The organism is Gaetbulibacter saemankumensis DSM 17032, from assembly GCF_000425645.1.
Classification (GTDB): Bacteria; Bacteroidota; Bacteroidia; order Flavobacteriales; family Flavobacteriaceae; genus Gaetbulibacter; species Gaetbulibacter saemankumensis.
Window position 1 is genome coordinate 717423 of record NZ_KE384430.1, and the last position, 25754, is coordinate 743176.

General features: G+C 35.0%; 21 protein-coding genes. 11 read left to right on the forward strand and 10 right to left on the reverse strand.

The genetic code is table 11. The features are described 5' to 3' along the window. The first annotated feature begins 61 nt into the window (after positions 1–61). The 6 genes from metG (at position 62) to H611_RS0109820 (ending at position 7398) form a co-directional block, all read left to right on the forward strand. Positions 62–2122 (forward strand): methionine--tRNA ligase, encoded by a 2061-nt coding sequence (metG, locus tag H611_RS0109790; protein ID WP_035483736.1) that lies wholly within the window; start codon positions 62–64, stop codon positions 2120–2122. Positions 2123–2229: 107 nt separating this feature from the next. Then, positions 2230–2748: a ferritin gene (locus tag H611_RS0109795; RefSeq protein WP_027138201.1), complete on the forward strand. Its 519-nt coding sequence runs from the start codon at positions 2230–2232 to the stop codon at positions 2746–2748. A gap of 320 nt (positions 2749–3068) precedes the next feature. Continuing rightward, positions 3069–3854, forward strand: coding sequence for an META domain-containing protein (locus tag H611_RS0109805; RefSeq protein ID WP_035483740.1), 786 nt, complete (start codon positions 3069–3071; stop codon positions 3852–3854). A 157-nt stretch (positions 3855–4011) separates the two neighbouring features. Then, on the forward strand, positions 4012–4482 hold the full coding sequence (locus H611_RS0109810) for a lipocalin family protein (RefSeq protein WP_027138203.1): 471 nt from the start codon (positions 4012–4014) through the stop codon (positions 4480–4482). Positions 4483–4487: 5 nt separating this feature from the next. Continuing rightward, positions 4488–5195 (forward strand): OmpA family protein, encoded by a 708-nt coding sequence (locus H611_RS0109815; protein ID WP_084158200.1) that lies wholly within the window; start codon positions 4488–4490, stop codon positions 5193–5195. Positions 5196–5271: 76 nt separating this feature from the next. Then, positions 5272–7398, forward strand: coding sequence for a Tex family protein (locus H611_RS0109820; protein ID WP_035483743.1), 2127 nt, complete (start codon positions 5272–5274; stop codon positions 7396–7398). 47 nt (positions 7399–7445) lie between these two features. Here the strand turns inward: H611_RS0109820 and H611_RS0109825 are convergent, their stop codons facing one another. Beyond that, positions 7446–7877, reverse strand: coding sequence for a tellurite resistance TerB family protein (locus H611_RS0109825; protein ID WP_027138206.1), 432 nt, complete (start codon positions 7875–7877; stop codon positions 7446–7448). Between the two features lie 231 nt (positions 7878–8108). Between H611_RS0109825 and mfd the strand changes: the two genes are divergently transcribed. Beyond that, positions 8109–11480: a transcription-repair coupling factor gene (gene mfd, locus H611_RS0109830; protein WP_027138207.1), complete on the forward strand. Its 3372-nt coding sequence runs from the start codon at positions 8109–8111 to the stop codon at positions 11478–11480. Between the two features lie 35 nt (positions 11481–11515). Beyond that, the gene (locus H611_RS0109835; RefSeq protein ID WP_027138208.1) at positions 11516–12844 is read left to right on the forward strand and encodes a TlpA family protein disulfide reductase; all 1329 of its coding nucleotides are present in this window, start codon (positions 11516–11518) and stop codon (positions 12842–12844) included. Between the two features lie 14 nt (positions 12845–12858). On the opposite strand, the gene H611_RS0109840 is transcribed toward H611_RS0109835, so the two are convergent. The 6 genes from H611_RS0109840 to H611_RS0109865 all read right to left on the reverse strand — a co-directional run bounded on the left by H611_RS0109840 (position 12859) and on the right by H611_RS0109865 (position 19508). Further along, complete coding sequence (locus tag H611_RS0109840) at positions 12859–13218, reverse strand: YraN family protein (protein ID WP_027138209.1); 360 nt, start codon at positions 13216–13218, stop codon at positions 12859–12861. 6 nt (positions 13219–13224) lie between these two features. Then, entirely contained in the window at positions 13225–14385 is a 1161-nt protein-coding gene (locus tag H611_RS0109845; protein WP_027138210.1) for a metal ABC transporter permease, read from the reverse strand. Further along, positions 14378–15505, reverse strand: coding sequence for a metal ABC transporter permease (locus H611_RS0109850; protein WP_027138211.1), 1128 nt, complete (start codon positions 15503–15505; stop codon positions 14378–14380). Before H611_RS0109850 ends, H611_RS0109845 begins: the two co-directional genes overlap by 8 nt. Before the next feature lie 3 nt (positions 15506–15508). After that, complete coding sequence (locus tag H611_RS0109855; RefSeq protein ID WP_027138212.1) at positions 15509–16243, reverse strand: metal ABC transporter ATP-binding protein; 735 nt, start codon at positions 16241–16243, stop codon at positions 15509–15511. A 100-nt stretch (positions 16244–16343) separates the two neighbouring features. Beyond that, positions 16344–17255 (reverse strand): metal ABC transporter solute-binding protein, Zn/Mn family, encoded by a 912-nt coding sequence (locus H611_RS0109860; RefSeq protein ID WP_027138213.1) that lies wholly within the window; start codon positions 17253–17255, stop codon positions 16344–16346. A 9-nt stretch (positions 17256–17264) separates the two neighbouring features. Then, on the reverse strand, positions 17265–19508 hold the full coding sequence (locus H611_RS0109865) for a TonB-dependent receptor (RefSeq protein ID WP_027138214.1): 2244 nt from the start codon (positions 19506–19508) through the stop codon (positions 17265–17267). A 97-nt stretch (positions 19509–19605) separates the two neighbouring features. Here H611_RS0109865 and H611_RS0109870 point away from each other — a divergent pair, with 97 nt between their 5' ends. After that, positions 19606–20271, forward strand: coding sequence for a metal-dependent transcriptional regulator (locus H611_RS0109870; RefSeq protein ID WP_027138215.1), 666 nt, complete (start codon positions 19606–19608; stop codon positions 20269–20271). A 121-nt stretch (positions 20272–20392) separates the two neighbouring features. Further along, positions 20393–20962 carry a DUF4251 domain-containing protein gene (locus H611_RS0109875; protein ID WP_084158201.1) on the forward strand — a complete coding sequence of 190 codons (570 nt, stop codon included), beginning with the start codon at positions 20393–20395 and terminating at the stop codon, positions 20960–20962. 209 nt (positions 20963–21171) lie between these two features. Here H611_RS0109875 and feoB read toward each other — a convergent pair whose 3' ends face one another. The 3 genes from feoB to H611_RS0109895 form a co-directional block, all read right to left on the reverse strand. Next, entirely contained in the window at positions 21172–23271 is a 2100-nt protein-coding gene (gene feoB / locus H611_RS0109885; RefSeq protein ID WP_027138217.1) for a ferrous iron transport protein B, read from the reverse strand. After that, a complete protein-coding gene (locus H611_RS0109890; RefSeq protein WP_027138218.1) occupies positions 23264–23497 on the reverse strand; it encodes a FeoA family protein in 234 nt (77 codons plus the stop codon). Before H611_RS0109890 ends, feoB begins: the two co-directional genes overlap by 8 nt. A gap of 69 nt (positions 23498–23566) precedes the next feature. Continuing rightward, the gene (locus H611_RS0109895; protein WP_027138219.1) at positions 23567–24241 is read right to left on the reverse strand and encodes an SCO family protein; all 675 of its coding nucleotides are present in this window, start codon (positions 24239–24241) and stop codon (positions 23567–23569) included. A 164-nt stretch (positions 24242–24405) separates the two neighbouring features. Here H611_RS0109895 and rseP point away from each other — a divergent pair, with 164 nt between their 5' ends. Then, positions 24406–25752, forward strand: coding sequence for an RIP metalloprotease RseP (gene rseP, locus H611_RS0109900; protein WP_027138220.1), 1347 nt, complete (start codon positions 24406–24408; stop codon positions 25750–25752). The last annotated feature ends 2 nt before the right edge of the window (positions 25753–25754 follow it).

Genomic DNA, 25754 nt, shown 5'->3' on the forward strand with positions numbered 1-25754 from the left:
ATTTTTTTTCTAAATCCCTTTCAAAATGTGTACTTTTGTGGCTTCAAAAATACAATCAAGAATGTCAAAAAGATATACCATTACTTCTGCATTACCTTATACTAACGGACCAATACATATTGGTCATTTGGCAGGTGTTTATGTGCCAGCCGATATTTATGCACGTTATTTACGTTTAACAGGTAACGATGTTGTTTTTATTGGTGGAAGCGATGAGCATGGTGTGCCTATTACCATAAAAGCTAAGAATGAAGGCGTGTCACCTCAGGATGTGGTAGATAAATATCACGCCATTATAAAAAAATCATTTGAAGATTTTGGTATTTCATTTGATAATTATTCCCGTACTTCGGCTAAAATTCATCATGAAACGGCTTCAGAATTTTTTAAAACGCTTTATGATAAAGGCGAGTTTATTGAAGAAACAACCGAGCAGTTATACGATGAAAAGGCGAATCAATTTTTAGCAGATCGATTTGTTACAGGAACTTGTCCTAAATGTGGAAATGAGGAAGCTTATGGTGATCAATGTGAAAAATGTGGAACCAGTTTAAATGCCACCGATTTAATAAACCCGAAATCGGCTTTAACAGGAAATGTACCAACATTAAAGCAAACAAAACACTGGTTTTTACCTTTAGATAAACATGAGGCATTTTTAAAGGAATGGATTTTAGAAGGACATAAAAAAGATTGGAAACCGAACGTATATGGACAAGTGAAATCATGGATTGATGATGGCTTGCGTCCGCGTGCCGTAACTCGTGATTTAGATTGGGGTATTCCGGTGCCGGTTGAAGGTGGTGAAGGAAAAGTACTTTACGTATGGTTTGATGCACCTATAGGTTATATCTCATCTACCAAAGAGTGGGCAGAACGTGAAGGAAAAGATTGGGAGCCATACTGGAAAGATGAAGATACTAAATTGGTGCACTTTATCGGTAAAGATAATATTGTATTTCATTGTATTATTTTCCCGTCCATGTTAAAGTCTGAGGGGAGTTATATCCTGCCGGATAATGTGCCTGCTAATGAGTTTTTAAATTTAGAAGGCAATAAGTTATCGACTTCTAAAAACTGGGCAGTTTGGTTACCTGAGTATTTAACAGAATTCCCTGGTCAACAGGATGTTTTACGTTATGTTTTAACGGCGAATGCACCGGAAACTAAGGATAACGATTTTACATGGAAGGACTTTCAGGCACGAAATAATAATGAGTTAGTAGCTATTTTTGGAAACTTCATTAATCGAGTTGTGGTGCTCACTAATAAATATTATGAAGGTGTTGTGCCTTCTGCCAGTGAATTTTCTGCGGTCGATAGCGCTACATTAGCAGCGGTTAAGGCCTATCCAGATGTTATTTCTTCGTCTATTGAGCGTTACCGTTTTAGAGAAGCACAACAGGAATTAATGAATTTGGCCAGACTAGGAAATAAGTACTTGGCTGATGAAGAACCATGGAAAGTTGTAAAGGTCGATGAAGCGCGCACGCAAACAATTATGTATGTTGCCTTACAAATAGCCAATGCTTTGGCGACGTTAAGCGAACCATTCTTACCATTTTCATCAGAAAAATTAAAGCATATGCTAAATACCAAAACAGGTAATAATGACTTGAATTGGAATGATGTCGCTCAAAAAGAAGTATTATTAGCTTCAGGACATCAAATTGGTAAGGCTGAATTGTTATTTACAAAAATTGAAGACGCTACTATTCAAGCACAACTTGATAAATTGGAAGCCAGTAAAAAGGCTAATGAAGCTGCTAATAAAGCTGCAGAACCTCAGAAAGACACCATTACGTTTGATGATTTTACGAAATTAGATATCCGTGTTGGTACCATTATAGAAGCTGAAAAAATGCCAAAAGCTAAAAAGTTATTAGTGTTAAAGGTAGATACTGGAATTGATACTAGAACCATCGTTTCTGGTATTGCTGAAAGTTTTACACCTGAAGAAGTGGTTGGTAAAAAAGTAACCGTATTAGTGAATCTAGCTCCGAGAAAGTTACGTGGTGTTGAAAGTGAAGGGATGATATTAATGACCGAAAGTGCTGAAGGTAAATTGGTATTTGTAAATCCAGATGATGCCAATGTTCCAAATGGATTGCAGATTAGCTAAGTACGAATCGGCTTATATAATATATTTAGAACCACATGTAATAATCATGTGGTTCTTTTTTTATATGAAATAGATAATTCATTAACTTTACGTAAAAATGAATCATTATGTTATCAAAAATCATAGAAGAAGCACTTAATAAGCAAATTAAAATAGAAGCAGAATCGTCTCAAATATATTTAGCAATGGCCTGTTGGGCAGAAGTAAAAGGTTTAGAAGGTGTTGCTGGATTTATGTACGATCAATCTCAGGAAGAACGTGACCACATGCTTAAATTAGTAAAGTTTGTAAACGAGCGTGGAGGCCACGCTCAGGTGTCTGCTTTAGCGGCACCAAATGTAACTTTCGAAGGGTTTCGGGAAATGTTTCAGGAACTTTTTAATCACGAAGTGTTTGTGTCAGATAGTATTAATGAATTGGTGCATATTAGCCTGCAGGAGAAAGATTATGCTACTCATAACTTTTTACAGTGGTATGTTTCCGAGCAGATTGAAGAAGAGGCTATGGCACGTACCATTTTAGATAAAATAAATCTTATTGGCGACGATAAAGGAGGTCTTTATCTATTCGATCGTGATATTCAACAGTTATCCGTAACAACTGCTTCAGCAGAAACTCCTGAATAAATTTTAACATTTAATCTTATTTAGATTTAATTAAAATAACTTAGATTTGCCCGGTCAAACAATTTTATAATCAAGTTCTTGGGCAAGAAAAAGAAAAAAAAGGCAATTAAAAAACTTCATGAAGCTGGTATAGTGGATGCTTCAAAAGTAAAAAGTAGTTGTTGTAAAAAGTTCAAAAAGGGCGAAAACAAGCGTTGTAAAAAGTGCCCATGCTTTGATTTACTTAAAAAAGTAGCTTAATAAATTTAAGTATTTTAATAAATAAAAAGTAGGCCCTTTTATATAAGATTGGCCTGCTTTTTGCCTTTAAAAAATAAAATATGCCTATGAAAATTGTTATGACAGTTATGCTCATGGCCTTCATTTTAATGTCGAGCTGTAATGCTTCAAAAAATGCAAAATCGGAAAATCCTTCTGATGTAAATAATGAACCTTATAAAGTAGTAGATTCTCATACTAGTCAAAATGCTTTAGATTGGAATGGTTTTTATTCTGGTACCGCAGCTTGTCCTCATTGTTCCGGCATTAAAACGGAAATATCTTTATCTGCTGATGAAACTTATGTTTTAAAGGAAGTACATCAAGGTAAAGAAGATAGTGTGGCTATTTCAAAGGGAACTTTTAAATGGGATGAAGCGGGACAAAAAATATTTTTATCTAAAGCGAATAAGAGAGGTTATTTTGTTGGAGAAAATAGATTGATGCCCTTAGATGATTCTGGTAATCGTATTACAGGCGAATTGGCTAATAAAAATGTGCTAACCAAATTGATGAATAGCCTTTATGGCGTAAAATGGAAACTTGTAAAATTAAATGGCAAAGATGTGTCTACTAAAGGGGCATTTATGACCTTTGATTTTAGTGATAATAAGATCTATGGCAACAGTAGTTGTAATACATTTAGGGGTTTGTTTGAAATGGGTGCCGGAAACAGAATCTTATTTTCTAAGGTGGCGACAACTTTAATGGCTTGTCCGGATATGAGTGTGGAAGCTGCATTCATGGATATCCTTAATAAGGTTGATAATTTTGCGATAAATAATAAGGTGTTATCACTTAATAAGGCGAGAATGGCACCGTTAGCGGTTTTTGAAACCTCGAAATAATCTGTTTATTAACAGTAGTTTGATGGTTTTTAAGTTTCCAAATCCGAAATATTAACATTAATTTGGTATAAATCAAGATGGCATGTAAATAAATTTATATGATCTTTATTCAGGTAAAAAAACGTATATACTTACGAATACTAATCAAAAAAATAATATGAAACGAATCCTTTTACTATTGGTGACATTAAGTATTTTGTCTTGTGGAGCTTCAAAAACTGTGCGTACTTCAAAAAAAGTTATAAAAGGGAATTGGGCTTTAACCAATATCACTTACGACAGATCAGGAAACTATAACATTACTTTACTGAATGATGCTTCAAAAAATTGCTTTGAAGGGAGTTATTGGCAGTTTGTTCCTAACAATAATACCGGCGTTTATAATATAGATGCATCAAGTTGTAATACCGGAGCAAGACATTTTGTGTTCACTATTCAGGAAATTGATCAGCAAACTGGGCTTTACGATTTCTTATTGAAACCTACGAACGAAAAGCATAAATCGGAAACAAATCAAGGATTTCGTTTAAAGCTATCCGCTTTGTCCGATACGGCGATGCAATGGCAACAGACATTAATGGTAGAAGGGCAGCCATTTACAATTTCAATGAACTTTACAAAACTTTAATAATGATGATTAATAAAATAATAAAACAAATAGGCATTTTATTTTTAGCGGCTATTTTTACCATGAGTATATCTAGTTGTAAGGCTGTTCAAAATGCAAATAATAAACAAAAAGGAGCTGTTATTGGTGCTACAGGTGGTGCTATATTAGGAGCCATTATAGGCAATAATGTTGGTAAAGGCGGTAATGGAGAATTAGGAGCTGTTATTGGTGGAGCAATAGGAGGCGGTGCAGGTGTTCTTATTGGTAGTAAAATGGATAAACAGGCGCAACAAATAGAAGAAGAAATTCCTGGAGCTGAAGTAGAACGTGTTGATAACGGTATTGTAGTCACCTTCGATGAAAACAGTGGTGTTTATTTCGATACCAATAAATACAATATAAATACCAAGTCGCAAGAAACTCTTAACAAGTTAATTGGAATTTTTAAGGAATACCCAGACACTAATATTTTAGTGGTAGGGCATACCGACAGCACAGGTTCTGCAGAGTATAATATGACGCTTTCAAAAAATAGAGCAAATGCAGTTACTAATTATTTAACAAGTAGCGGTATTGGTTCATCGCGCCTAACAACAAACTGGTTTGGTGAAACTCAGCCTAAATATGATAATGCGACACCAGAAGGACGAGCAAAAAACAGGCGTGTTAATGTAGCTATTGTGCCTAACGATAAAATGATTGAAGAAGCCAAGCAACAAGCAGGCGAATAAAACAATGTATATTTGGTTACATCTCGTTTTCAATGTTACTTTGGAAACGAGATTTTTTTTGAATTAAACCCATGTCATGACGGCAATTGTAAATTTTATAGCGACAAAAACGCAATTATCAGATGTTTCAATAAAAAACACGATTGAATTACTTAATGAAGATTGTACCATTCCTTTTATATCTAGATATAGAAAGGAGCGCACAGGAAATTTAGACGAAGTTCAAATTGGTGATATCGTCAAGTATAAAGAACAGTTTGAAGCACTTGAAAAACGGAAGTTAACTATTCTGAAAGCTCTAGAAGAACAAGGTGTGTTAAGCTCTGATTTAAGGAGTAAAATTGAAAATACTAGTGATATTACCGTTTTAGAGGATATTTATTTACCTTTTAAAAAGACCCGTAAAACCAAAGCCGATAAAGCCCGGCAGTTGGGTTTAGAGCCTTTGGCAAAAATTATTATGAGTCAAAATGCAAACGATATAGAGTCTATTGCATTTAGATATATTAAAGGGGAAATAGATTCTGTTCAGGCTGCGTTAGAAGGAGCCAATCATATCATAGCCGAATGGATAAATGAACGTACTGATATACGAAATCATATCCGTTATCAGTTAGAACGTTTTGCGCTGATTGAAACGAAAGTAAATAAATCTAAAAAGGATGATGATCATGCTCAGAAATTTCAAGATTATTTCGATTGGTCTGAATCATTAAATCGCATACCATCGCATAGGTTATTAGCGATTCTTAGAGCTGAAAGTGAAGGGTTTATAAAAGTGAAAATCGAGCTCGATCATGATCGTGTTCTTGCTAAAATAGAAGGCCGTATTATTCGTTCTAATAATGCTTGCGCCGCTCAGATAGAAAAAGCTATTAAGGATGCCTATAAGCGTTTGTTGTTGCCTTCTTTAAGTAATGAAGCTTTACAAGCTGCGAAAGAGAAAGCCGACGACGCGGCAATATCTGTATTTGCTAAAAATTTAAAACAATTGCTATTGGGATCACCCTTGGGGGAGAAGCGTGTTTTAGCAATCGATCCTGGATTTAGAACTGGTTGTAAAGTGGTGTGTTTAGATGCGCAGGGCGGACTTTTATATAATGAAACCATCTATCCGCATCCACCAAAAAATGATAGTACTGGAGCTATTAAAAAAATTAGTTCATTGGCCGAGGCCTATCAAATTGAAGCCATTGCTATTGGTAATGGTACGGCATCTAGAGAAACTGAATCCCTAATAAGAAAAATTCATTTTAAAAATGAAATTCAGGTTTTTGTGGTCAGTGAGGCAGGAGCCAGTATTTATTCGGCATCTAAAATTGCTCGCGAAGAATTTCCAAATTATGATGTAACCGTTCGTGGTTCGGTATCTATAGGAAGACGATTGCAGGATCCCTTGGCCGAATTAGTTAAGATTGAAGCTAAATCTATTGGTGTAGGACAATATCAGCATGATGTCGATCAGAGTAAATTGAAGAGCGAACTTGATCGCGTGGTTGAAAGTTGTGTAAATGCTGTGGGCGTAAATATTAATACAGCCAGTAAAAGTTTACTGGGTTACGTGTCTGGAATTGGCGAAAAACTTGCTGAAAATATTGTGAACTATCGTGATGAAAATGGTGCTTTCCTTTCAAGAGCAGCAATTAAAAAAGTTCCTCGTTTAGGTAATAAAGCGTTTGAGCAGGGTGCCGCTTTTTTAAGGATTAAGGATGCTAGCAATCCATTAGATGATTCTGCCGTACATCCAGAAAGCTACAGCGTAGTAGAAAAGATGGCTAAAAGTATGGGTAAGCAGGTAAAAGAATTGGTAGGTAATGCTGAGGTTTTAAGAAAGATTGATCTAAAAAAGTATTGTACAGAAACGGTTGGATTACCAACTTTAGAAGATATTATAAAGGAACTTGAAAAACCGGGATTGGATATTCGCGAACAGGCCAAAGTATTTACTTTTAATCAGAATATAAAAACCATTTCAGATTTAAGAGAAGGACAATTGTTACCTGGGATTGTAAATAATATCACTAATTTTGGTTGCTTTGTGGATATTGGAATAAAAGAAAGTGGACTCATTCATGTTTCTAATTTATCCGATAGTTTTGTGAAAGATGTGAACGAGCATGTGCATTTACATCAACAGGTTATTGTGCAGGTATTAAGTGTTGATATTCAAAGAAAACGAATTCAGTTGAAATTGCATAAATAAAAAAAAGCGAACTTAAAGTTCGCTTTTTTGTTGAAAAGAACCTAATATTATCGGTTCATATTTTTTATCTGGTCCATAAATAAATCTAAATCAGCTCCATTATCTACTAGTGTTATTGCTTTGTCAATAATGTATTTTACATTAACGGCATGAAATCCTAAACCTACTGCAATTTTTTTAAGTAGCGAATGTTCTTCATCTCCAGAAATATGATCAATACGAACCATACGTACTAAATCATATAATCGTTCTAGTCGGCGGTCGTAAGAGACCGGAGGGTTTATGGGGTGTGAAGCATAGTCCTTCAATATTTTTTGATAATCTTCATCATCAATATTTAAATTTTGTGCTAATCTATTTAGAAACGCTCGTTCGCTATCTGAAATAGTACCATCATCCATGGCAACCCGAACAATTGCAGCGAAATGACTTTCATTACGCTGTTTAAATCCACTGTCAAATAAATCTGAAAAAGGCATATATGTATAAATTTTTGTATTTGTGAATGTACAATTTTTTTTAAATAAACAAAATATAAAATGTGTGTTTCAAGCAGTCAAATTGTATGAAATAAATGAGTGTTTATAAAGAATTTTTAACCTACAAAATCTCTTTTAAATCTTAATTCGCTCTACATTTCAATTTACTAAAATTTGAAGACAAATAAAACAATAGTAAGCCTTATATTTGCGAGTATTAAAATTTTTTAGGTGAGTAAATCAAATCTATCTCAAACCTATGCACAGACTTTGCAATTGCAAAATCTGCAAAATGCTATTGCCCAAACTCAAACTTCGAACGATGTAAACAAAAATCCCAATATCCATTTAAGGGGTTTGGTAGGGTCGTCATTTTCTTTTGTTTTAGCGCATGTTTTTAAGACTTCAGATCTCCCATTTTTATTGGTGTTTAACGATAAGGAAGAAGCCGCTTTTTATTTAAACGATTTAGAGCAACTTTGTAACGAAAATGATGTGTTGTTCTACCCGGGAAGTTATCGCCGACCTTATCAAATTGAAGAAACCGATAACGCGAATGTGTTATTACGGGCCGAAGTTTTAAATCGAATAAATTCCAGAAAAAAGCCAGCCATTATTGTTACTTATCCCGATGCACTTTTTGAGCAGGTGGTAACACGCAGAGAATTGGAACGTAATACTTTAAAGATTTCGAATGGGGATAATTTATCTATAGATTTTGTAAACGAAGTATTATTCGAATATCAGTTCAAACGTGTCGATTTTGTTACCGAGCCCGGAGAGTTCTCGGTTCGTGGTGGGATTGTGGATGTGTTTTCGTTTTCTAACGACGAACCATACAGGATAGAATTCTTTGGTGATGAGGTAGATAGTATTCGAACCTTCGATGTAGAGACTCAGTTATCTATTAATCAGATAAAAAAGATTAGCATCATACCCAATGTGGCTAATAAATTGTTGGAAGAAAAGCGTCAAAGTTTTCTAAAATACATTGCCCAAAAAACGGTGGTTTGTTTTAAAAATGCCGATTTGTTTTTCTCTAGAATAGACGATTTTTATGCTAAGGCAGAAGATGCTTTTAAAACCCTATCAGAAGATATAAAGCATGCCGAGCCGCATGAGCTATTTTGTAATTCTGAATTATTGAAAAAACAACTTTTAGATTTTTCAATTATTGAATTCGGGACTTCGTCTGTGTTTAATAATTCGGCAGATACTATTATCGAATATAATACCAAGCCGCAACCGTCATTCAATAAACAATTTAATCTTCTTATTGAAGATTTAAATGCCAATTTCGATAAAGGTTATACCAATTATATTGCTTGCGTTAGTGAACAACAGGCCAAGCGTTTTCATGATATTTTCGACGATTCTAATTTAGAGGTGAAGCCATATCAGACAGTGGTGCTATCCTTACATCAGGGATTTGTAGATCATGGTAATAAGTTGGTGTGTTATACAGATCATCAGATATTTGAGCGTTACCATAAATTTCATGTTAAAAATGGCTATGCCAAGAAGCAGGCCATTTCTTTAAAGGAGCTTACCAATTTAGATATAGGTGATTATGTAACACATATCGATCATGGTATTGGTCGATTTGGTGGTCTTCAAAAAATAGATGTTGAAGGAAAGAAGCAGGAAGCTATTAAATTAATTTATGGCGAACGAGACGTGCTGTATTTAAGCATTCACTCCCTGCATAAAATTACTAAGTTTAATGGTAAAGATGGGAAACCACCTAAAATATACAAGCTGGGTAGTACAGCATGGAAAACGTTAAAGGAGAAAACCAAATCTCGCGTTAAGCATGTAGCCTTTAATTTAATAAAACTTTATGCGAAGCGTAAAACAGAAAAAGGCTTTCAGTATAAGCCCGATAGTTATATGCAGCATGAGTTAGAGGCTTCGTTTATTTATGAAGATACGCCCGACCAAAGTAGTGCTACGGCTGACATTAAAGTGGATATGGAAAGTGAGCGTCCCATGGATCGATTGGTCTGTGGTGATGTTGGTTTCGGAAAAACAGAAGTCGCTATTCGTGCTGCATTTAAAGCTGTAGATAATGGTAAACAGGTAGCCGTTTTAGTGCCCACAACTATTTTGGCCTATCAACATTACCGAACCTTTTCTCAGCGGTTAAAAGATTTTCCAGTAACAGTCGATTATATAAATCGATTTAGAACGGCCAAAGAAAAACGTGAAACCTTAGAAGGCGTTGAAAATGGTCATGTCGATATTATCATTGGGACCCATCAATTAGCAAATAAAACGGTTAAGTTCAAGAATCTGGGACTACTTATTGTCGATGAAGAACAGAAATTTGGTGTAGCGGTAAAGGAAAAATTAAAGACGATTAAAGAGAATGTCGATGTTTTAACACTTACGGCAACGCCTATTCCGAGAACACTTCAGTTTAGTTTAATGGCGGCTCGAGATTTGTCCGTTATTACTACGCCTCCTCCAAATCGTTACCCGATAGAAAGTCATGTTATTCGATTTAATGAAGAAACGATTCGCGATGCAGTGAGTTACGAGATAGAACGCGGCGGACAGATATTTTTCATTCACAACCGGATTGAAAACATTAAGGAAGTAGCCGGCATGATTCAACGTTTGGTACCCGATGCTAAAATAGGTATTGGACATGGACAAATGGATGGTAAAAAACTGGAAGAGCTTATGTTGGCTTTTATCAATGGGGCTTTCGATGTATTAGTAAGTACCACCATTGTAGAAAGTGGATTAGACGTACCTAATGCCAATACCATTTTTATTAATAATGCTAATAATTTCGGATTGAGTGATCTACATCAAATGCGTGGACGTGTCGGGCGAAGTAATAAAAAAGCATTCTGTTATTTTATTACGCCGGAATATTCGGCTATGACTGATGATGCTCGTAAACGTATTAGTGCTTTAGAACAGTTCACTGAGCTGGGTAGCGGATTTAATATTGCTATGAAAGATCTAGAAATTCGAGGTGCCGGTGATTTATTAGGTGGAGAGCAAAGTGGATTTATAAATGAAATAGGTTTCGATACCTATCAGAAGATATTAAATGAAGCCATTGAAGAACTTAAAGAAACTGAATTTAAGGAGCTTTATAATGAAAATGAAGCGGATAAAGAATACGTAAAAGATGTTACCATTGATTCCGATTTTGAATTGTTATTCCCTGATGATTACGTAAATAATATTGCCGAACGTTTAAATTTATACACGCAGCTTAATAATTTAAAAACGGAAGAGGAACTTAAAACTTTCGAAAATGAACTTATCGATCGTTTTGGTGAGTTACCAAGTCAGGTTGAAGATTTATTAAATAGTGTGCGTATTAAATGGCTTGCGGCTAAAATAGGTTTCGAGAAAGTCATTATGAAACAGGGTAAATTTATAGGCTATTTTATAAACGATCAGCAAAGTAGTTTCTATCAAAGTAAAAACTTTACGAAAGTTCTTCAGTATGTTCAAAGTAATCCAATGGCATGTAAAATGAAAGAGAAGCAAACGCGTAATGGCTTACGATTATTGCTTACTTTTGAAAAGGTAAAATCGGTAGAGCAGGCTTTAAAAGTGTTAAACCCTATCATGGCCTAATTATTGTTCCAAATTATATAAATACAAGTTAAATTTTGAGACGTTTTCTTATTTTAATTTTATTACTACCAGGTGTTTTACTGGCACAGCATAGTATAAGAGGGGTGTTTTCACCACCCGAAGATTATGAAGTAGCCTTGTTGTATAAGGTAAAGCCTACTATTTCAGAATATGTAACTAACACTGTAGTAGCTGAAGATGGCAGTTTTAGTTTTACACTTGATTCTACGCAAACAAAAGGTATGTACCGCATTGTTTATGCCGCACCACAGGAAGATTATAATTTCGACATTCTTTATAATGGTAAGGAAGATATCGCTTTAACTTTTAATAGTGAAACGGGTGTGCATTACAAGTCATCGGCTGAGAATAAATTATTAGCGTCGTATACAAATAGCATGTCTATGGTTACAACCAGTATTAGTAAGTTCTATCAAGAAAAAAGTACAGACACGCTGGCTTTGTTGTCTATTTTTAAAACTCAGCGTAATGCTCAAAAGAATTACGAAAAATTAGCTAAGGGAACACTGGCTTTAAATTTTATTAAAGCTAACCGACCATTTGTTCCTGAAGGATTTGTAAATGTAGCTACTTATGTAAATCAGATAAAAGAACATTATTTTGATGCTGTAGATTTTACCGATGTCGTCCTTCAAAGTTCTAGTTTTTTAGAGGAACGCATATTAAACTATGTGTTTGGTATGACGGCTAATGGCGTTGATGAATTAACAAATTATAAAAACAACATCGATGTGGTTTGCAAGGCCATGAATGAGGCTCCTGCCGAAGTGAAACGTATTTTACTTATTTCATTGTGGCAACAATTTGTCGATTTAAAATTGGAACCTATTGCTAATTATGTAACCGACACATGTTTATTGGCGGTTGCAAAGACCTTAAACGATGATGATTTAGTAACCAGATTAAAACAATATGAAAATACATCGATCGGACATAGAGCCATTGATTTTTATATTGAAAATGAAACAGATAATACAAAGTTAAGTAGTATTGAAATTGATGAATACGGTATTTTAGTATTTTGGAGCAGTACCTGTTCGCACTGTTTGGATGAATTACCGAAATTAGAGGCTTTTTTAAAGGACGGTAATAAAAAATCTATTAAAGTAGTTGCTGTTGCTTTAGATGATAATCCGGATACTTGGAAGAAATCCATACCTTATTTGCCTCATTTTATTCATACCTATGGTAGAAGTAGTAAGAATAAAAATCTGGACGATCGTTATGGAATTTTTGAAACGCCTACATATTTTATTTTAAATAAAAACAAAGAAATTATAGCTAAACCCAATGATGCCGAGTTGGTGAAGGCTTTTTTCAAAAAGAAAAGTGATAATAAATAGAAAATTAGGTAACCTTAAAAATGATAAAAGGCGTTTTCTAAATGGTCTAGTTTAAAGTCTCCCTGCAATTTTATAATAGCAATAATGTCGAAGCGCACTTCAACATTTAGTTGATTTACGGTTATATACTCATCTACAGCTTTTACTAGGCGCTGTATTTGTTTAGGTTTTACAAAATCCTGAGGGTTTCCAAAATCGGTGCTCGATCGTGTTTTAACTTCAATTATGGCTAGGATCTCTGCTTTTTGAGCAATAATATCGACTTCTGCTTTGTCAAACCGATAATTGCGTTCTATAATAACGTAGCCTTTATTAATTAGAAAATCAACAGCGAGTTGTTCGCCTTTTTTACCAAGTTCGTTGTGTGATGCCATAATCTGTTAACCTCTAAATAAAAAGAAATCGTCTTTCATATCTTCAATTTGAGTGTCTTCATTGGTAATGATATAATCAATAGCCTGCGAGGTAAATTCATCGCCTTTTGCCGTGAGAGAAACAATGTTTTTGTCTATGGATATCATATTGTTTTTAAGCGCCAAATCTAAAACAGTCTTACTCCGTACTTTTTGCCAGTTAATATGTTCGTTTAAGTGATTCACATGGCGTTCTTCTATTTCCTTGTGATTTTTTAAATGCAATAGAAAGGTTAGTAGTGAAACTTCTGTGCGCTGTTGTTTCTCACGATATAATATGGCAATAATCCCCTTATTGGGAGCAAATAGATAGATCACTAAGAATAAAATTCCTAACATGGTAGTAATCGACCCAGCAATGGAAGCATCGAGTCCATGGGCGAGCCAATACCCTGAAATAGCACTAAATACTCCAAAACAAATGGAGTAAATTATCATGAGTTTTAAATCGGTAGTGAGTAAATATGCTGAGGCAGCAGGGGCTATCATGAGTGCGACTACTAAAATAGCACCAACAGCATCGAAAGCGCCTACTGTAGTTATAGAAGACACTGTCATTAACCCGTAATGAATTATTATTGGTGAAAAGCCTAAAGAAGCTGCGAGTCCTTTGTCAAACGTACTTATTTTTAATTCTTTAAAAAAGGCAATAAGTAAGCCTAAGGTAATTAATAAGATACTTCCAATAATCCATAATGATTTAGGCCCAACATCGACACCTGAAATCCTTAACCTATCGAATGGAGCAAATGCAAGTTCACCAAGCAGCACGGCATCAACATCTAAATGCACATCATTCGCATTTTTGGCAATTAAAATTACACCAATGCTAAACAGGGTCGGGAATACCAGTCCAATAGCAGTATCTTCCTTTACCAATCCTGTTTTTTGAATATATTCTACCAAAACTACGGTGATAATACCAGTAAAGGCAGCTAGCAAAATTAATAATGGTGAATTTAAGTCTTGGGTAATAAAAAAACCAACAACGATACCAGGAAGTATGGAATGACTAATAGCATCACTAATCATAGCCATTTTACGAAGCACTAAAAAGGTTCCAGGGATGGCACAGGCAATAGCGACAATACATGCTATAAGTTGTATTTCAATTTGAGCATTACTCATTATCTGAGGTTTGTTGATTATATAAATTCGACGCTTTGGTGAAGCCTTCTTCTGTTAAAGACCACATGTTACCCTCAAGTTTTACATAGTTTTTATTTACTAATTGTTGTAAGGTAGAGCGGGTATAACCTTGGAAGTTATTTAATATTTTTACTGTATGTGGATGGGAAATACTTTCATGAGTTTTAGCAATTTGATGCATAAAAGCCAGTGTTTTATTTAATTGAAGGTCTCGTCGGTTTTTGATAAATCGGATTTGTTTGAATAATAATCCGCGATTTGGTGAAAAAATAAAACTAATTATAACAAAAATACCTGCAATAATTACGATGATGGGACCTGTAGACAAATTGTTTTGACTGGCACTTATTGCTGTGCCAAATACACCAGAAAAAGCACCAAAGATAGCTGCCAGAATGATCATAATACCTAAACTGTTTGTCCATTGTCTCGCTGCTGCTGCAGGAGCTAATAGCATGGCGCTCATTAATACCACTCCAACCGTTTGTAAACCTAAAACAATGGCTAGAACAATGAAGGTGGTAATAAGGATATCAATAAATTTTGTGTTGAAACCTAAGGTTTTGGTATAATCGGCATCGAAAAGTAAAATTTTAAATTCTTTCCAGAAGAGCATTAATACCACGAAGCAAATTCCCGTTACAGTTGCCATAAGCCAAACGTCACTTTCAACTAAAGTAGCTGCTTGACCAAATAAGTATTTGTCTAAACCTGCCTGGTTGGCATTCGGTTGTTTTTGAATAAAAGTGAGTAATAACATTCCAAAACCGAAGAATAACGACAGTATGAGTCCTAAAGCAGTATCTGCTTTTAAATGTGTTTTGGTAATAATGCCTCGAATCCAAAAGGTACCAATGAGTCCACTAACGAGAGCTCCCAGAAGTAGTACATTGCTATCTTTAGCACCAGATATTAAAAAGGCAATGGCAATACCTGGTAGTGCCGCATGTGAAATAGCATCACCTAAAAGACTTTGTTTGCGCAACACGGCAAAACTTCCTAGCATACCACAAACCGCCCCCAAAACGGCAGTGCCCAGAGTGATGGTTCGCAGGGTGTAATCTGTAAAAACTAATTTTATGTATTCTGTTACGTCCATAAATTACTCTTGAATGCTTACCTTATAATTAATGCCGTAAGTTTTGGTTAGGTTGTCGTCGTTAAAAATATCTTTAACAGGTCCTGTAGCAATCTTTTTTACATTTAGAAAGGTTACCCAATCGAAATACTCAGGAACGGTTTGTAAATCATGGTGCACTACGATAACCGTTTTATTGGCTTTACGAAGTTCTTTTAAAATATTGATTATGGCAATTTCTGTGGTGGCATCTACACCTTGGAACGGCTCATCCATAAAGTAAATAGAAGCATTTTGCACTAAGGCTCGGGCTAAAAATATACGCTGTTGCTGTCCACCAGAAAGCTGGCTTATTTGACGGTTTTTAAAAGGAAGCATACCTACTTTTTCTAATGCTTCTAAGGCGCTTTTCTTTTCTTTTATTCCTGGGCGTTTAATCCAGCCTAGACTGCCGTAGGTTCCCATCATGACCACATCGAGAGCCGTTGTTGGGAAATCCCAGTCTACGCTACCTTTTTGTGGAACATAGGCCACCAGAGAACGCTGTTTTTTATAAGACTTGCCATAAATACTAACACTACCAGCAATGGGTTTTAAGATGCCTAATATAGATTTAATAAGGGTTGATTTTCCTGCGCCATTAGGCCCAACGATAGCCATAAGTACACCTTCGGGGATTTCTAAATCTATATCCCAAAGTACAGGTTTGTAATTATATGCAACGGTTAAATCGTCTACTTTAACAGCAATCTTATTCATAGGTTCTTTTTTAGCCCCGATTAAGGCATTTGTTGAAGCTCGTTTTTGTTTCTAAAAACAAAAATAGCGACTGCCGAAAGCGGGAAATGGCTACTTAATTTTATTTTAAGGCATTAACAATTGTATTTACATTGTATTTAAACATACCAATGTAAGTACCTTCTGCAGTGCCGGTATCACCCAGTGCATCCGAATACAGAGTGCCTCCAATTTTAACATCGTGCCCCTTGGAATTTACAGCCGCCTGAAGGGCTTCGATGGTGCGCTTGGGAACCGAGCTTTCTACAAAAATGGCCTTGACCTTATTTTGAATGATAAAGTTAGCTAAATTCTGAACATCTTGAACACCAGCTTCGGTAGCTGTTGAAAGGCCTTGCAATCCAACGACCTGAAATCCGTAAGCCTTACCAAAATAGTTAAAAGCATCGTGGGCTGTAACGAGAATGCGTTTGTCCTCAGGAAGTGCTAGAATGGTGTTGTTTATTTCAATTTCTAAGTTGTCTAGTTGTTTCAAATAGTTTTTGCCATTTGTTGCAAAGGTCTCTTTGTGTGCAGGATCGGCTTCAGAAAGTGTTTTGGCCACATAGCTCGTAATGGTTTTCCAGTAAGCTATATTGAACCAGATGTGCGGGTCGAAATTTCCTTTAAAATTTTCCGATCCAATTAATCCGTTTTTGTTTAAAGCATTTGATAGGGCGATGGTTTTTATATTACTATGGGCCATTTTTTCGAAGACTTCAACAAGTTTGCCTTCTAAGTGTAAACCTCCATAAAAAACGATGTCGGCATTGGCTAATTTCGTGACATCGCCTTCACTGGCTTTGTATAAATGCGGATCGACACCGCTGCCCATAAGTCCTTGAATATCGATCACGTTGCCACCGATATTATGGAGCAAATCGGTAATCATTGTAGTTGTAGTTACAATATTTAACTTGTTGTTAGTTTTCTTTTCGTTCTTACAATTAAAAAGTAAAACGAAGCAGCAAAGCGCGAGTATGTGTTTTTTCATTATTCAAATTTAATTTAAAGTATATCGTAATCCAAAAAATAGTCTACGACCCTGATTTGGACCATAAACGTATGAAGGATCGAATGTTAAAGCATACGGGTTCTCTTGGGTTGGAATGACATCGCCATTATTGTCGAATTCCACATTTTCGTCAAATGGGTCGTGAGCCCGTGCTATAATAAATGGGTTTCCTTTATTTGGAGTCCAATTTAAAAGGTTTTTAATACCGGCGTATATTTCAAATTGATTTAAACCATCATAAGTAAATTGAATATTCTGAATACTCCAAACGGGTGATTCTGGTAAACGAGGGTCTAAATCTCCCAATAGCGGTAAACGCATAGGGCCATAAAGATTACCCGTGTAATCAATTAAAATATGATACTTGTAATTTTTATAGGTAGCTGCCCAGGTGCCAGTAAAACTTTCGGTAAGCATTTGTTTTTGAGTTATACCATGCTCGGTTTGCGAAACATCCTGAAACGTTGCGCCTGCCAGTAGTTTTATGCCATTTGGGAATAGGGTGTCTATATTGAAACTGATACCTTTACTAACCGCTTTACCATCTAAATTATCGTATATAATTTGGTTAGGATTTGTATCGTAGTCTGGCGAAATCATATTAGTAAAATAGGTGTACCAGGCAGAGGCATCTAGGCCAAAAATAAATCCGCTTTTAGTATAAAGCTTGGTTAGGTAATTAAAATTTATATTATACGAACGTTCGGGTTTAAGTTCATCCTTAATAATAACATCACGAGCGCCTGTTAAGGCGGCATGCTCTTCGGTAAATAGATTCACTACACGGAATCCGGTGCCGGCATTAACACGAAAGATATTGTCTTTAGTGGGTTTGAATTTGTAAGCGATTCGGGGTGTGAAAATATTTCCGTGACGCTTGTCGTAATCGTAACGAGCACCTACTAATAAGTTTTGTCTTTCAGAGAAATTTATTTCATCCTGAATAAAGAGGGATGGGATAATAATTTCATCTGCATGAACAGTGGCGGGTGTATTATCATCATAGAAATTATACCGGGCTGCAGTCCCTAATAGTAAATCATGATTGTTAAGTGATTTGTCCCAGGTTAATTGAGTGAACCCAATACGCTGTGTTGCCAGATAAGGCATGTCGCCATATACTGAATTTTGATTGTGATCGGTATAAGAAAACTGTAGTAGCATTTTTTCGGAAACGGGTAATTGATACTTTCCCAGTAATTCATAACGTTTTGTATAAATGCTTTCACCGTAGATTTCGTTGCCCCCCCGATATTCTGGCGTCCATTGCATTTCACCGCCCCATCGATCTTCATAGAAAAAGCGACCGGCTATAGAAAATAATCTATTCGACTCGCGTTGAAAATCCCATTTTTGAAAGACTGAAATCCGATTTTGCAAAGTGAGGTCGGTAAAGTTATCATTATTGTTGTCTATGGGATTGTTATAATTAAAATAATTAATACCAAACAAAAGACTGGTTTTTGGTGATACTGAGGCCTTAAAACCTAAATCCAAATTATATTCCCCCCAGCCTGTGACATAGCTATCGGCGAAAACAATTGGTGCATGTTCGGGTAGTTTTGTTATAATATTTATTAACCCACCAACGGCTTCACTTCCATAGAGTGAGGATGCAGGCCCTTTTACAATTTCAATTTGTTCAATTAAGGAGTTTGGTATACCGGATAAGCCGTATACGGTTGAAAGTCCACTAACAATAGGCATGCCATCGATAAGTACTAGGGTGTATGGCCCTTCAAGCCCGTTAATATGAATATCTCCTGTATTACATACATTACAGTTTATTTGAGGGCGAACGCCGTTTACATTTTGAAGGGCTTCAAAAATATTTGGTGTTGGATTTTTTTTAAGAAATATAGGCGAATATACTTCTACGGGTACCGGGCTTTCTAGTCTGGATACTGCTTTAAGCGTTCCAGTAATGACAACTTCATCTAGCATTTCAGATTCTTGTAACTCGAAAGTTACTGCAATAGGTTGTTCTTTAATGTGTATTTTTTTTGTTGCACTTTTAAAACCAGTAAAAGAAGCTATAATGGTGTATTTTCCAGGTTCAACATTTTTTATTCTGAAATGACCATTTTCATCGGCAGAAGTACCTTTACTTGTGTTTTTTAAATAAATATTGGTGTAGGGAAGTGGTTCGCCATTAGAATAGACAATACCGGTAATCTCCTGAGCGTATATGCTTGTAGAGATAATACTTATAATAAAAATTAGGTGTCTCATAATTAAATTTTGTGCAAATATAAATATATTTTTAGATTAGTCTAAAAATATATTTATATAATATTTAAACTATATTTGTATTTTAATTGAATTGCAGATGACTTTAACAGAAGAAAACTATATAAAAGCTATATATCAATTGGGTAAATACGGGACTTTAAATGTGAGTACGAATAGTATTGCTGAAGCCTTAGATACCAAAGCCTCTTCGGTTACAGATATGATTAAAAAGCTGGATGAAAAAGGCTATGCTAATTATAAAAAATACCAAGGAGTCATATTGTCTGTTGAAGGTAAAAAAATAGCTGCAAATATTGTTAGAAAACACCGATTGTGGGAGGTGTTTTTAGTCGAAAAATTAAATTTTGCCTGGGATGAGGTTCATGATATTGCCGAGCAGTTAGAACATATTAAATCTGAAAAGTTAATTAACGAATTAGATAAATTACTTGACTACCCGACTCACGATCCGCATGGTGATCCAATTCCTGATAAATTAGGAGATATTAAAAAGACTGATAAAATTTTACTTTTTAATTTAGAAGAAAACACTAGTGGTGTCTGTGTTGGTGTAAAGGATACGTCTTCAGCCTTTTTACGCTATTTAGATAAACATAATATTGCTTTAGGCTCCGAAATTACTGTGCTGTCGAAAGAAGATTTTGATGATTCTATGGTGATAAAAATTCAGGATAGTGTTATGAGTATTTCTCAAGTAGTTGCAAATAATTTATTCGTAAAGCAGTTATCTCAAAAAAATTAACTTTTTTTTAAATAAAGGGTTTAGTCTAAGAAACCATAGGTTCCGTATATATTCTTGCATAACCACTTAATAACAAGAGTTTTATTTGTGGTATATGACGGTTAATTTAAATAAGAAGGATATGGAGTTACAACAATTTTCATTGAACAGGTTTTTTCGACAAGTAATTGGTTTAAGTCTGGTATTTGTATTTGCTTATGGAACGGTAAATGCTCAGGAAGAAACGAAACGTGAGATAAAAAAGGAGCGAAAAGAATTTGAAAAACAAGAACGTATCAATGCCGTTAAGGCTTTGATTGATTCTAAAACATTCGTCTTTAAGGCCGACATGGCTTTACCAACAGGAATGCGAAGCATTAACTTGGTTTCTAATCCAAATTCTTTAGAGTTTACCCCAGAATCTATTACAAGTGATATGCCTTTTTTTGGTCGTGCTTTTAGTAATGTTTCTTATGGAGGTAACGGCGGGATGCAGTTTAAAGGGCTACCTAAAAGTTACGAAATAGAAAACATTAAAGATAAGTATGAGGTATATGCGGAAGTAAATGATGCTAATGATCATTACCGTATATATTTAACTATAGGATCAGAAGGAAATGCAACCCTTAATATTTTGAGTAATAATAGAAGTCCTATGACCTACTATGGGGAGATTTCAGAAGTATTGAATATTGAAAAAAACAACGTTTAAGTAGTGTTATAATTTCAAGAAAAAAGCATGTGATTAATGACAACCACAATTGTCTTTATCACATGCTTTTTTTTGTTTCGGAGCTTTCCAAAAAAACTTTTTTATTAAGAACAACAAAGCCGTGGCTACGGATGCTATAACTAATATATTTTGGATTATATTGTTCATATATGGTTAGTCGATAATATTTAAATTGCTTTCAAAATGTCCTATTTCAAAAACTGAAATGCCATAAGAGCCACTACATAGGCAAACCCACTCATAATAACGAGTTGTAAAATAGGCCATTTCCAACTGTTGGTTTCTCTTTTTACAATAGCTAGAGTACTCATGCATTGCATGGCAAAAGCGTAAAATAATAATAGGGAGATTCCAGATGCAAAGGTAAATAATGGGCCGCCCAAAATAGGATTTACTTCGGCTGCCATTCGGTTTTTTATGGTGGCTTCATCGTCGCTGCCAACGCTATAAATTGTTGCAAGCGTACCTACAAATACCTCTCGAGCTGCAAAACTACTTACAATGGCGATTCCTATTTTCCAATCGTAACCTAAGGGTCTAATAGCTGGTTCAATAGCTCTTCCTGTAAGGCCAATAAAGGAATGTTCTAATTTATAGGAGGCAATTTTTTGCTGTAATTCATCGTCGTTTAATGGGGTGTCTCTATGTTGGCTAGTGATTATTTCTTCGGCATTATTAAAGTTGTCTCCTGGGCCATATGAGGCTAAAACCCAAAGCAGTATTGAAATGGCTAATATTATTTTACCGGCACCAAAAATAAACGACTTTGTTTTTTCAATAACTGTAAGTGCAACATTTTTGAATAATGGTAGTTTGTAGTTAGGCATTTCAACCACAAAAAAGGAACGGCTTTTTATTTTTAAAATTTTGTTTAAAATATAAGCAGAACCTACCGCTGCACTAAATCCAATAAGGTAGAGCAGCATGAGTGTGAGTGCTTGGTAACTTAAGCCTAAAAAGCGCCCTTTTGGAATCACTAGTGAAATAATAATAAGATAAACGGGGAGCCTTGCAGAACAGGTCGTGAATGGTGTAACTAAAATGGTTATTAGGCGTTCTTTCCAGCTTTCAATGTTTCTAGTCGCCATAATAGCAGGAATAGCACAGGCGGTACCAGAAATTAGAGGTACTACACTTTTTCCACTTAAGCCAAAACGACGCATTACACGATCCATTAAAAATACCACGCGACTCATATAACCACTTTCTTCTAAAATGGATATAAATAAAAATAGAAAGGCAATTTGCGGTATAAAAATAACGATACCTCCCAATCCAGGAATAATACCTTCCGATAATAAATTAGTAAATGTACCTTCTGGTAAATTCATTTTTATCCATTCGCTCAGAGAGGCAAAAGTACTGTCAATATAATCCATTGGTACTGATGACCAATCGTAAATCGCCTGGAAAATAAGCAGTAAAATAGCAAAGAAAATAAGGTAGCCCCAAATTTTATGTGTAATAACACGATCTAATTTGGTGCGTAAGTCTTTGGCTTGTGATACATCTATATTTTGTCCTTTTTTAAGAACATTATTAATAAACTGGTAGCGCTTTATGGTTTCCTTTTGTTGAAGGCGTTTTAAATCGGTATTACTTTTGGTTTTAAAATCCGCAACAGCATCAATTGTTTTTCTGTCGGTTTTACCAAAATTAACATCTTGAGTAATTACCAACCAAAGTTTATACAATAATTGATTAGGGAAGGCTTTTCTAAGGCTATCGAAATAATTTTTATCTATTTCAGAAGCATTTAAACAAGGAGTTATCGAGAGATCTTTGTAATTGGCAATTAGCTGTTTTAAATTATCGATGCCTTGTTTTTTGCGTGTGCTTATAAGGGCGATTTTTGTTTGAAGGTGTTCTTCCAGATATTCAATATCTAAAGAAATGCCTTTGTATTCCATACGATCGGCCATATTAATAACCAGTAGCGTAGGAATTTCTAAATCTTTTATTTGAGTGAAAAGAAGGAGGTTTCGTTTTAGATTTTCAACATCACTCACTACTACGGCAACGTCTGGGAAATCCTTGTCGTTTTTGTTAAGTAGTAATTCAATAACAACATTTTCATCAAGCGATGAAGCATTTAAACTATAGGTTCCAGGTAAATCTATAATATGGGCTTTAACCCCGCGAGGTAATTTACAAATACCTTCTTTTTTTTCGACAGTAATACCCGGGTAGTTTCCAACTTTTTGATTTAAGCCTGTAAGCGCATTAAACACCGAGGTCTTTCCTGTATTTGGATTACCGATTAAGGCGACATTAATTTGCTTACTCATTTATTTTTTCAATTAATATATGAATGGCTGTTTCTTTTCTAATGGCTAAATGCGATCCGTTAATGTTTAAATAAAGCGGGTCTTGAAAGGGAGCTACTTGAACAAGCTCTACTTCGTTACCAGGAAGGCAACCCATTTCCAAAAGTTTTAGTGGAATCTGAGACGCAGAAACATCAGTAATTATGTATTTTTCGCCTCGTTTTATATTTGCTAGAGTGTCTTGCAACTTATTTAGATTGATTTTAAAGAAACAAAAGTAATGTAAAAAATTAGCCTAAAAAAATTGAAACCCAAACTATTGTTTGTATTCCTTTTTTAAAGTTTTAATATCTTTTAAAAGTTGTTCAATTTCCTCAGGATTGGTGCCATCATAAAATCCTCGAATTTGCCTTTTTTTATCAATTAGCATAAAGTTTTCGGTGTGTATCATGTCGAAGGGGCCACCGTCGCCATTATCTTTTACAGCCAAATAACTTTTTCGAGCTAATTGGTAAATTTGTTTTTTATCGCCTGTAACCATGTTCCATTTCGCATCGATAACGCCTTTTTCTAGTGCATAGCGTTTAAGTTGTTTTACCGAATCTATTTCTGGCGTAACGGAATGCGATAAGAGCATGACTTCTGGGTCATTCTTAATTTCTTCCTGAATATCCTCCATGTTTTTTGTCATGATTGGACATATTGTTTGGCAGGTTGTAAAAAAGAAATCGGCTACATATATTTTGTCCTTGTAATTATTATGGGTAACAGTTTCTCCGTTTTGATTTGTTAGAGAAAAATCGGCAATCTTATGATATTTTTTTTGGTACTGAATCGTGCTGTCTACTAATTCTGTACTTACCATAGCAGGCTGGTAAATAGGTAGTGGTTGGTAAACGTTTAAGGTGTTATAAATTATAGAAATTATAATGATTGAAATAATAGCAAAAACTATGGCAAAATTTCTGTAGGCTCTAAAAAAGGATAACATTTAAAATTGAGAGTTTTAATTCAGGCAAAAATACGATGAAAATTGAAGACTTAAAGCCTAATTAACACATTAATACGCTTTAATTACAAGCATTATATAAATGTCTTTTTAAAGTTGGTTTAAAAATGTACTTTTGTTCGATTAAAAAAATTGACTAAAGATTTATGGAGTTCGTTATTAAAATATCTCAATTTTTATTGAGCCTTTCCCTACTTATTATATTGCATGAATTAGGACATTTTATTCCTGCTAAAGCATTTAAGACTCGAGTTGAAAAATTCTATTTGTTTTTCGATGTGAAATTTTCACTGTTTAAAAAGAAAATAGGAGAAACTGTTTACGGTATTGGGTGGTTACCACTTGGAGGGTATGTTAAAATTTCTGGAATGATTGATGAAAGTATGGATACCGAGCAAATGGCACAAGAACCGCAACCTTGGGAATTTCGTTCTAAACCAGCCTGGCAGCGACTTATTATCATGTTAGGAGGTGTAACCGTAAATTTTTTACTAGCCATTCTTATATATATAGGGATGAGTTATTTTTATGGAGATAAATTTCTTCCAAATGAGAATATTAAAGACGGACTTTTAATTGAAAGTTCAGTGGCCAATAAGGCGGGACTTTTAACTGGAGATAAAATATTAGCTGTAGATGGTGAAACTATTGAAAAATATAGTGAAATATCTGAAAAGGTATTATTCGGAAAGGAAGTTTTAATAGAGCGAAATGGAACTGAATCTAAGGTGAGTTTGCCTGAAGATTTTTTAGCTCAACTTATAGATTCAAAAGAAAAATCGTTTATAGGTTTGAGACAGCCGTTTGTTGTTGTACAAGTTCCAGATACTTCATATAACAAGGCTAGTGGATTAGAAAAAGGAGATATAATTGTAGGTCTTAATAATGTTCAAACTAAATATGGCGATCAAGTATTAAAAGCTTTATCTCAGTTTAAGGGACAGACTGTAACTGCCACAGTAAAACGTGGAGATGAAAAGGTTGATCTGCCTCTTGCCATTACCAATGAAGCTAAGCTAGGAATTGTTTATGCGCCAGTTTCAACTTATGATACATTAGAGGCTTTGGGTTACTATACTTTTGAAACTAAGAAATATGGGTTTCTAGAAGCTTTTCCGGTAGGTCTGAAGAAAACGGGAGACAAAATTTCATCATATATAACTCAATTTAAAGCAATATTCACTCCAAGTACAGGAGCATATAAAGGGGTAGGTGGTTTTAAGGCTATTTATGATATCTTTCCAAATTTTTGGAACTGGCAGAATTTTTGGAACATTACGGCATTTTTATCCATCATGCTTGGAGTATTAAATTTATTGCCAATACCGGCTTTAGATGGTGGTCATGTTATGTTTTTATTATATGAAATGATCTCAGGAAGAAAACCAGGCGATAAATTTATGGAGTATGCTCAAATGGTTGGATTCTTCATTCTCATAGCGTTAGTGTTATTTGCAAATGGCAATGATATTTTTAAAGCCATTTTTGATTAAAA

Coding starts and splice junctions, on each gene's coding strand:
- feoB (WP_027138217.1), bottom strand. CDS start 23,271: ATGAGTAAGCAAATTAATGTCGCCTTAATCGGTAATCCAAATACAGGA.
- H611_RS0109860 (WP_027138213.1), bottom strand. CDS start 17,255: ATGAAAAAACACATACTCGCGCTTTGCTGCTTCGTTTTACTTTTTAAT.
- H611_RS0109810 (WP_027138203.1), top strand. CDS start 4,012: ATGAAACGAATCCTTTTACTATTGGTGACATTAAGTATTTTGTCTTGT.
- H611_RS0109825 (WP_027138206.1), bottom strand. CDS start 7,877: ATGCCTTTTTCAGATTTATTTGACAGTGGATTTAAACAGCGTAATGAA.
- H611_RS0109895 (WP_027138219.1), bottom strand. CDS start 24,241: ATGTTATCCTTTTTTAGAGCCTACAGAAATTTTGCCATAGTTTTTGCT.
- rseP (WP_027138220.1), top strand. CDS start 24,406: ATGGAGTTCGTTATTAAAATATCTCAATTTTTATTGAGCCTTTCCCTA.
- H611_RS0109815 (WP_084158200.1), top strand. CDS start 4,488: ATGATTAATAAAATAATAAAACAAATAGGCATTTTATTTTTAGCGGCT.
- H611_RS0109795 (WP_027138201.1), top strand. CDS start 2,230: ATGTTATCAAAAATCATAGAAGAAGCACTTAATAAGCAAATTAAAATA.
- H611_RS0109845 (WP_027138210.1), bottom strand. CDS start 14,385: ATGAGTAATGCTCAAATTGAAATACAACTTATAGCATGTATTGTCGCT.
- H611_RS0109840 (WP_027138209.1), bottom strand. CDS start 13,218: ATGGCATCACACAACGAACTTGGTAAAAAAGGCGAACAACTCGCTGTT.
- H611_RS0109870 (WP_027138215.1), top strand. CDS start 19,606: ATGACTTTAACAGAAGAAAACTATATAAAAGCTATATATCAATTGGGT.
- metG (WP_035483736.1), top strand. CDS start 62: ATGTCAAAAAGATATACCATTACTTCTGCATTACCTTATACTAACGGA.
- H611_RS0109865 (WP_027138214.1), bottom strand. CDS start 19,508: ATGAGACACCTAATTTTTATTATAAGTATTATCTCTACAAGCATATAC.
- H611_RS0109875 (WP_084158201.1), top strand. CDS start 20,393: ATGGAGTTACAACAATTTTCATTGAACAGGTTTTTTCGACAAGTAATT.
- H611_RS0109820 (WP_035483743.1), top strand. CDS start 5,272: ATGACGGCAATTGTAAATTTTATAGCGACAAAAACGCAATTATCAGAT.
- H611_RS0109855 (WP_027138212.1), bottom strand. CDS start 16,243: ATGAATAAGATTGCTGTTAAAGTAGACGATTTAACCGTTGCATATAAT.
- H611_RS0109805 (WP_035483740.1), top strand. CDS start 3,069: ATGCCTATGAAAATTGTTATGACAGTTATGCTCATGGCCTTCATTTTA.
- H611_RS0109850 (WP_027138211.1), bottom strand. CDS start 15,505: ATGGACGTAACAGAATACATAAAATTAGTTTTTACAGATTACACCCTG.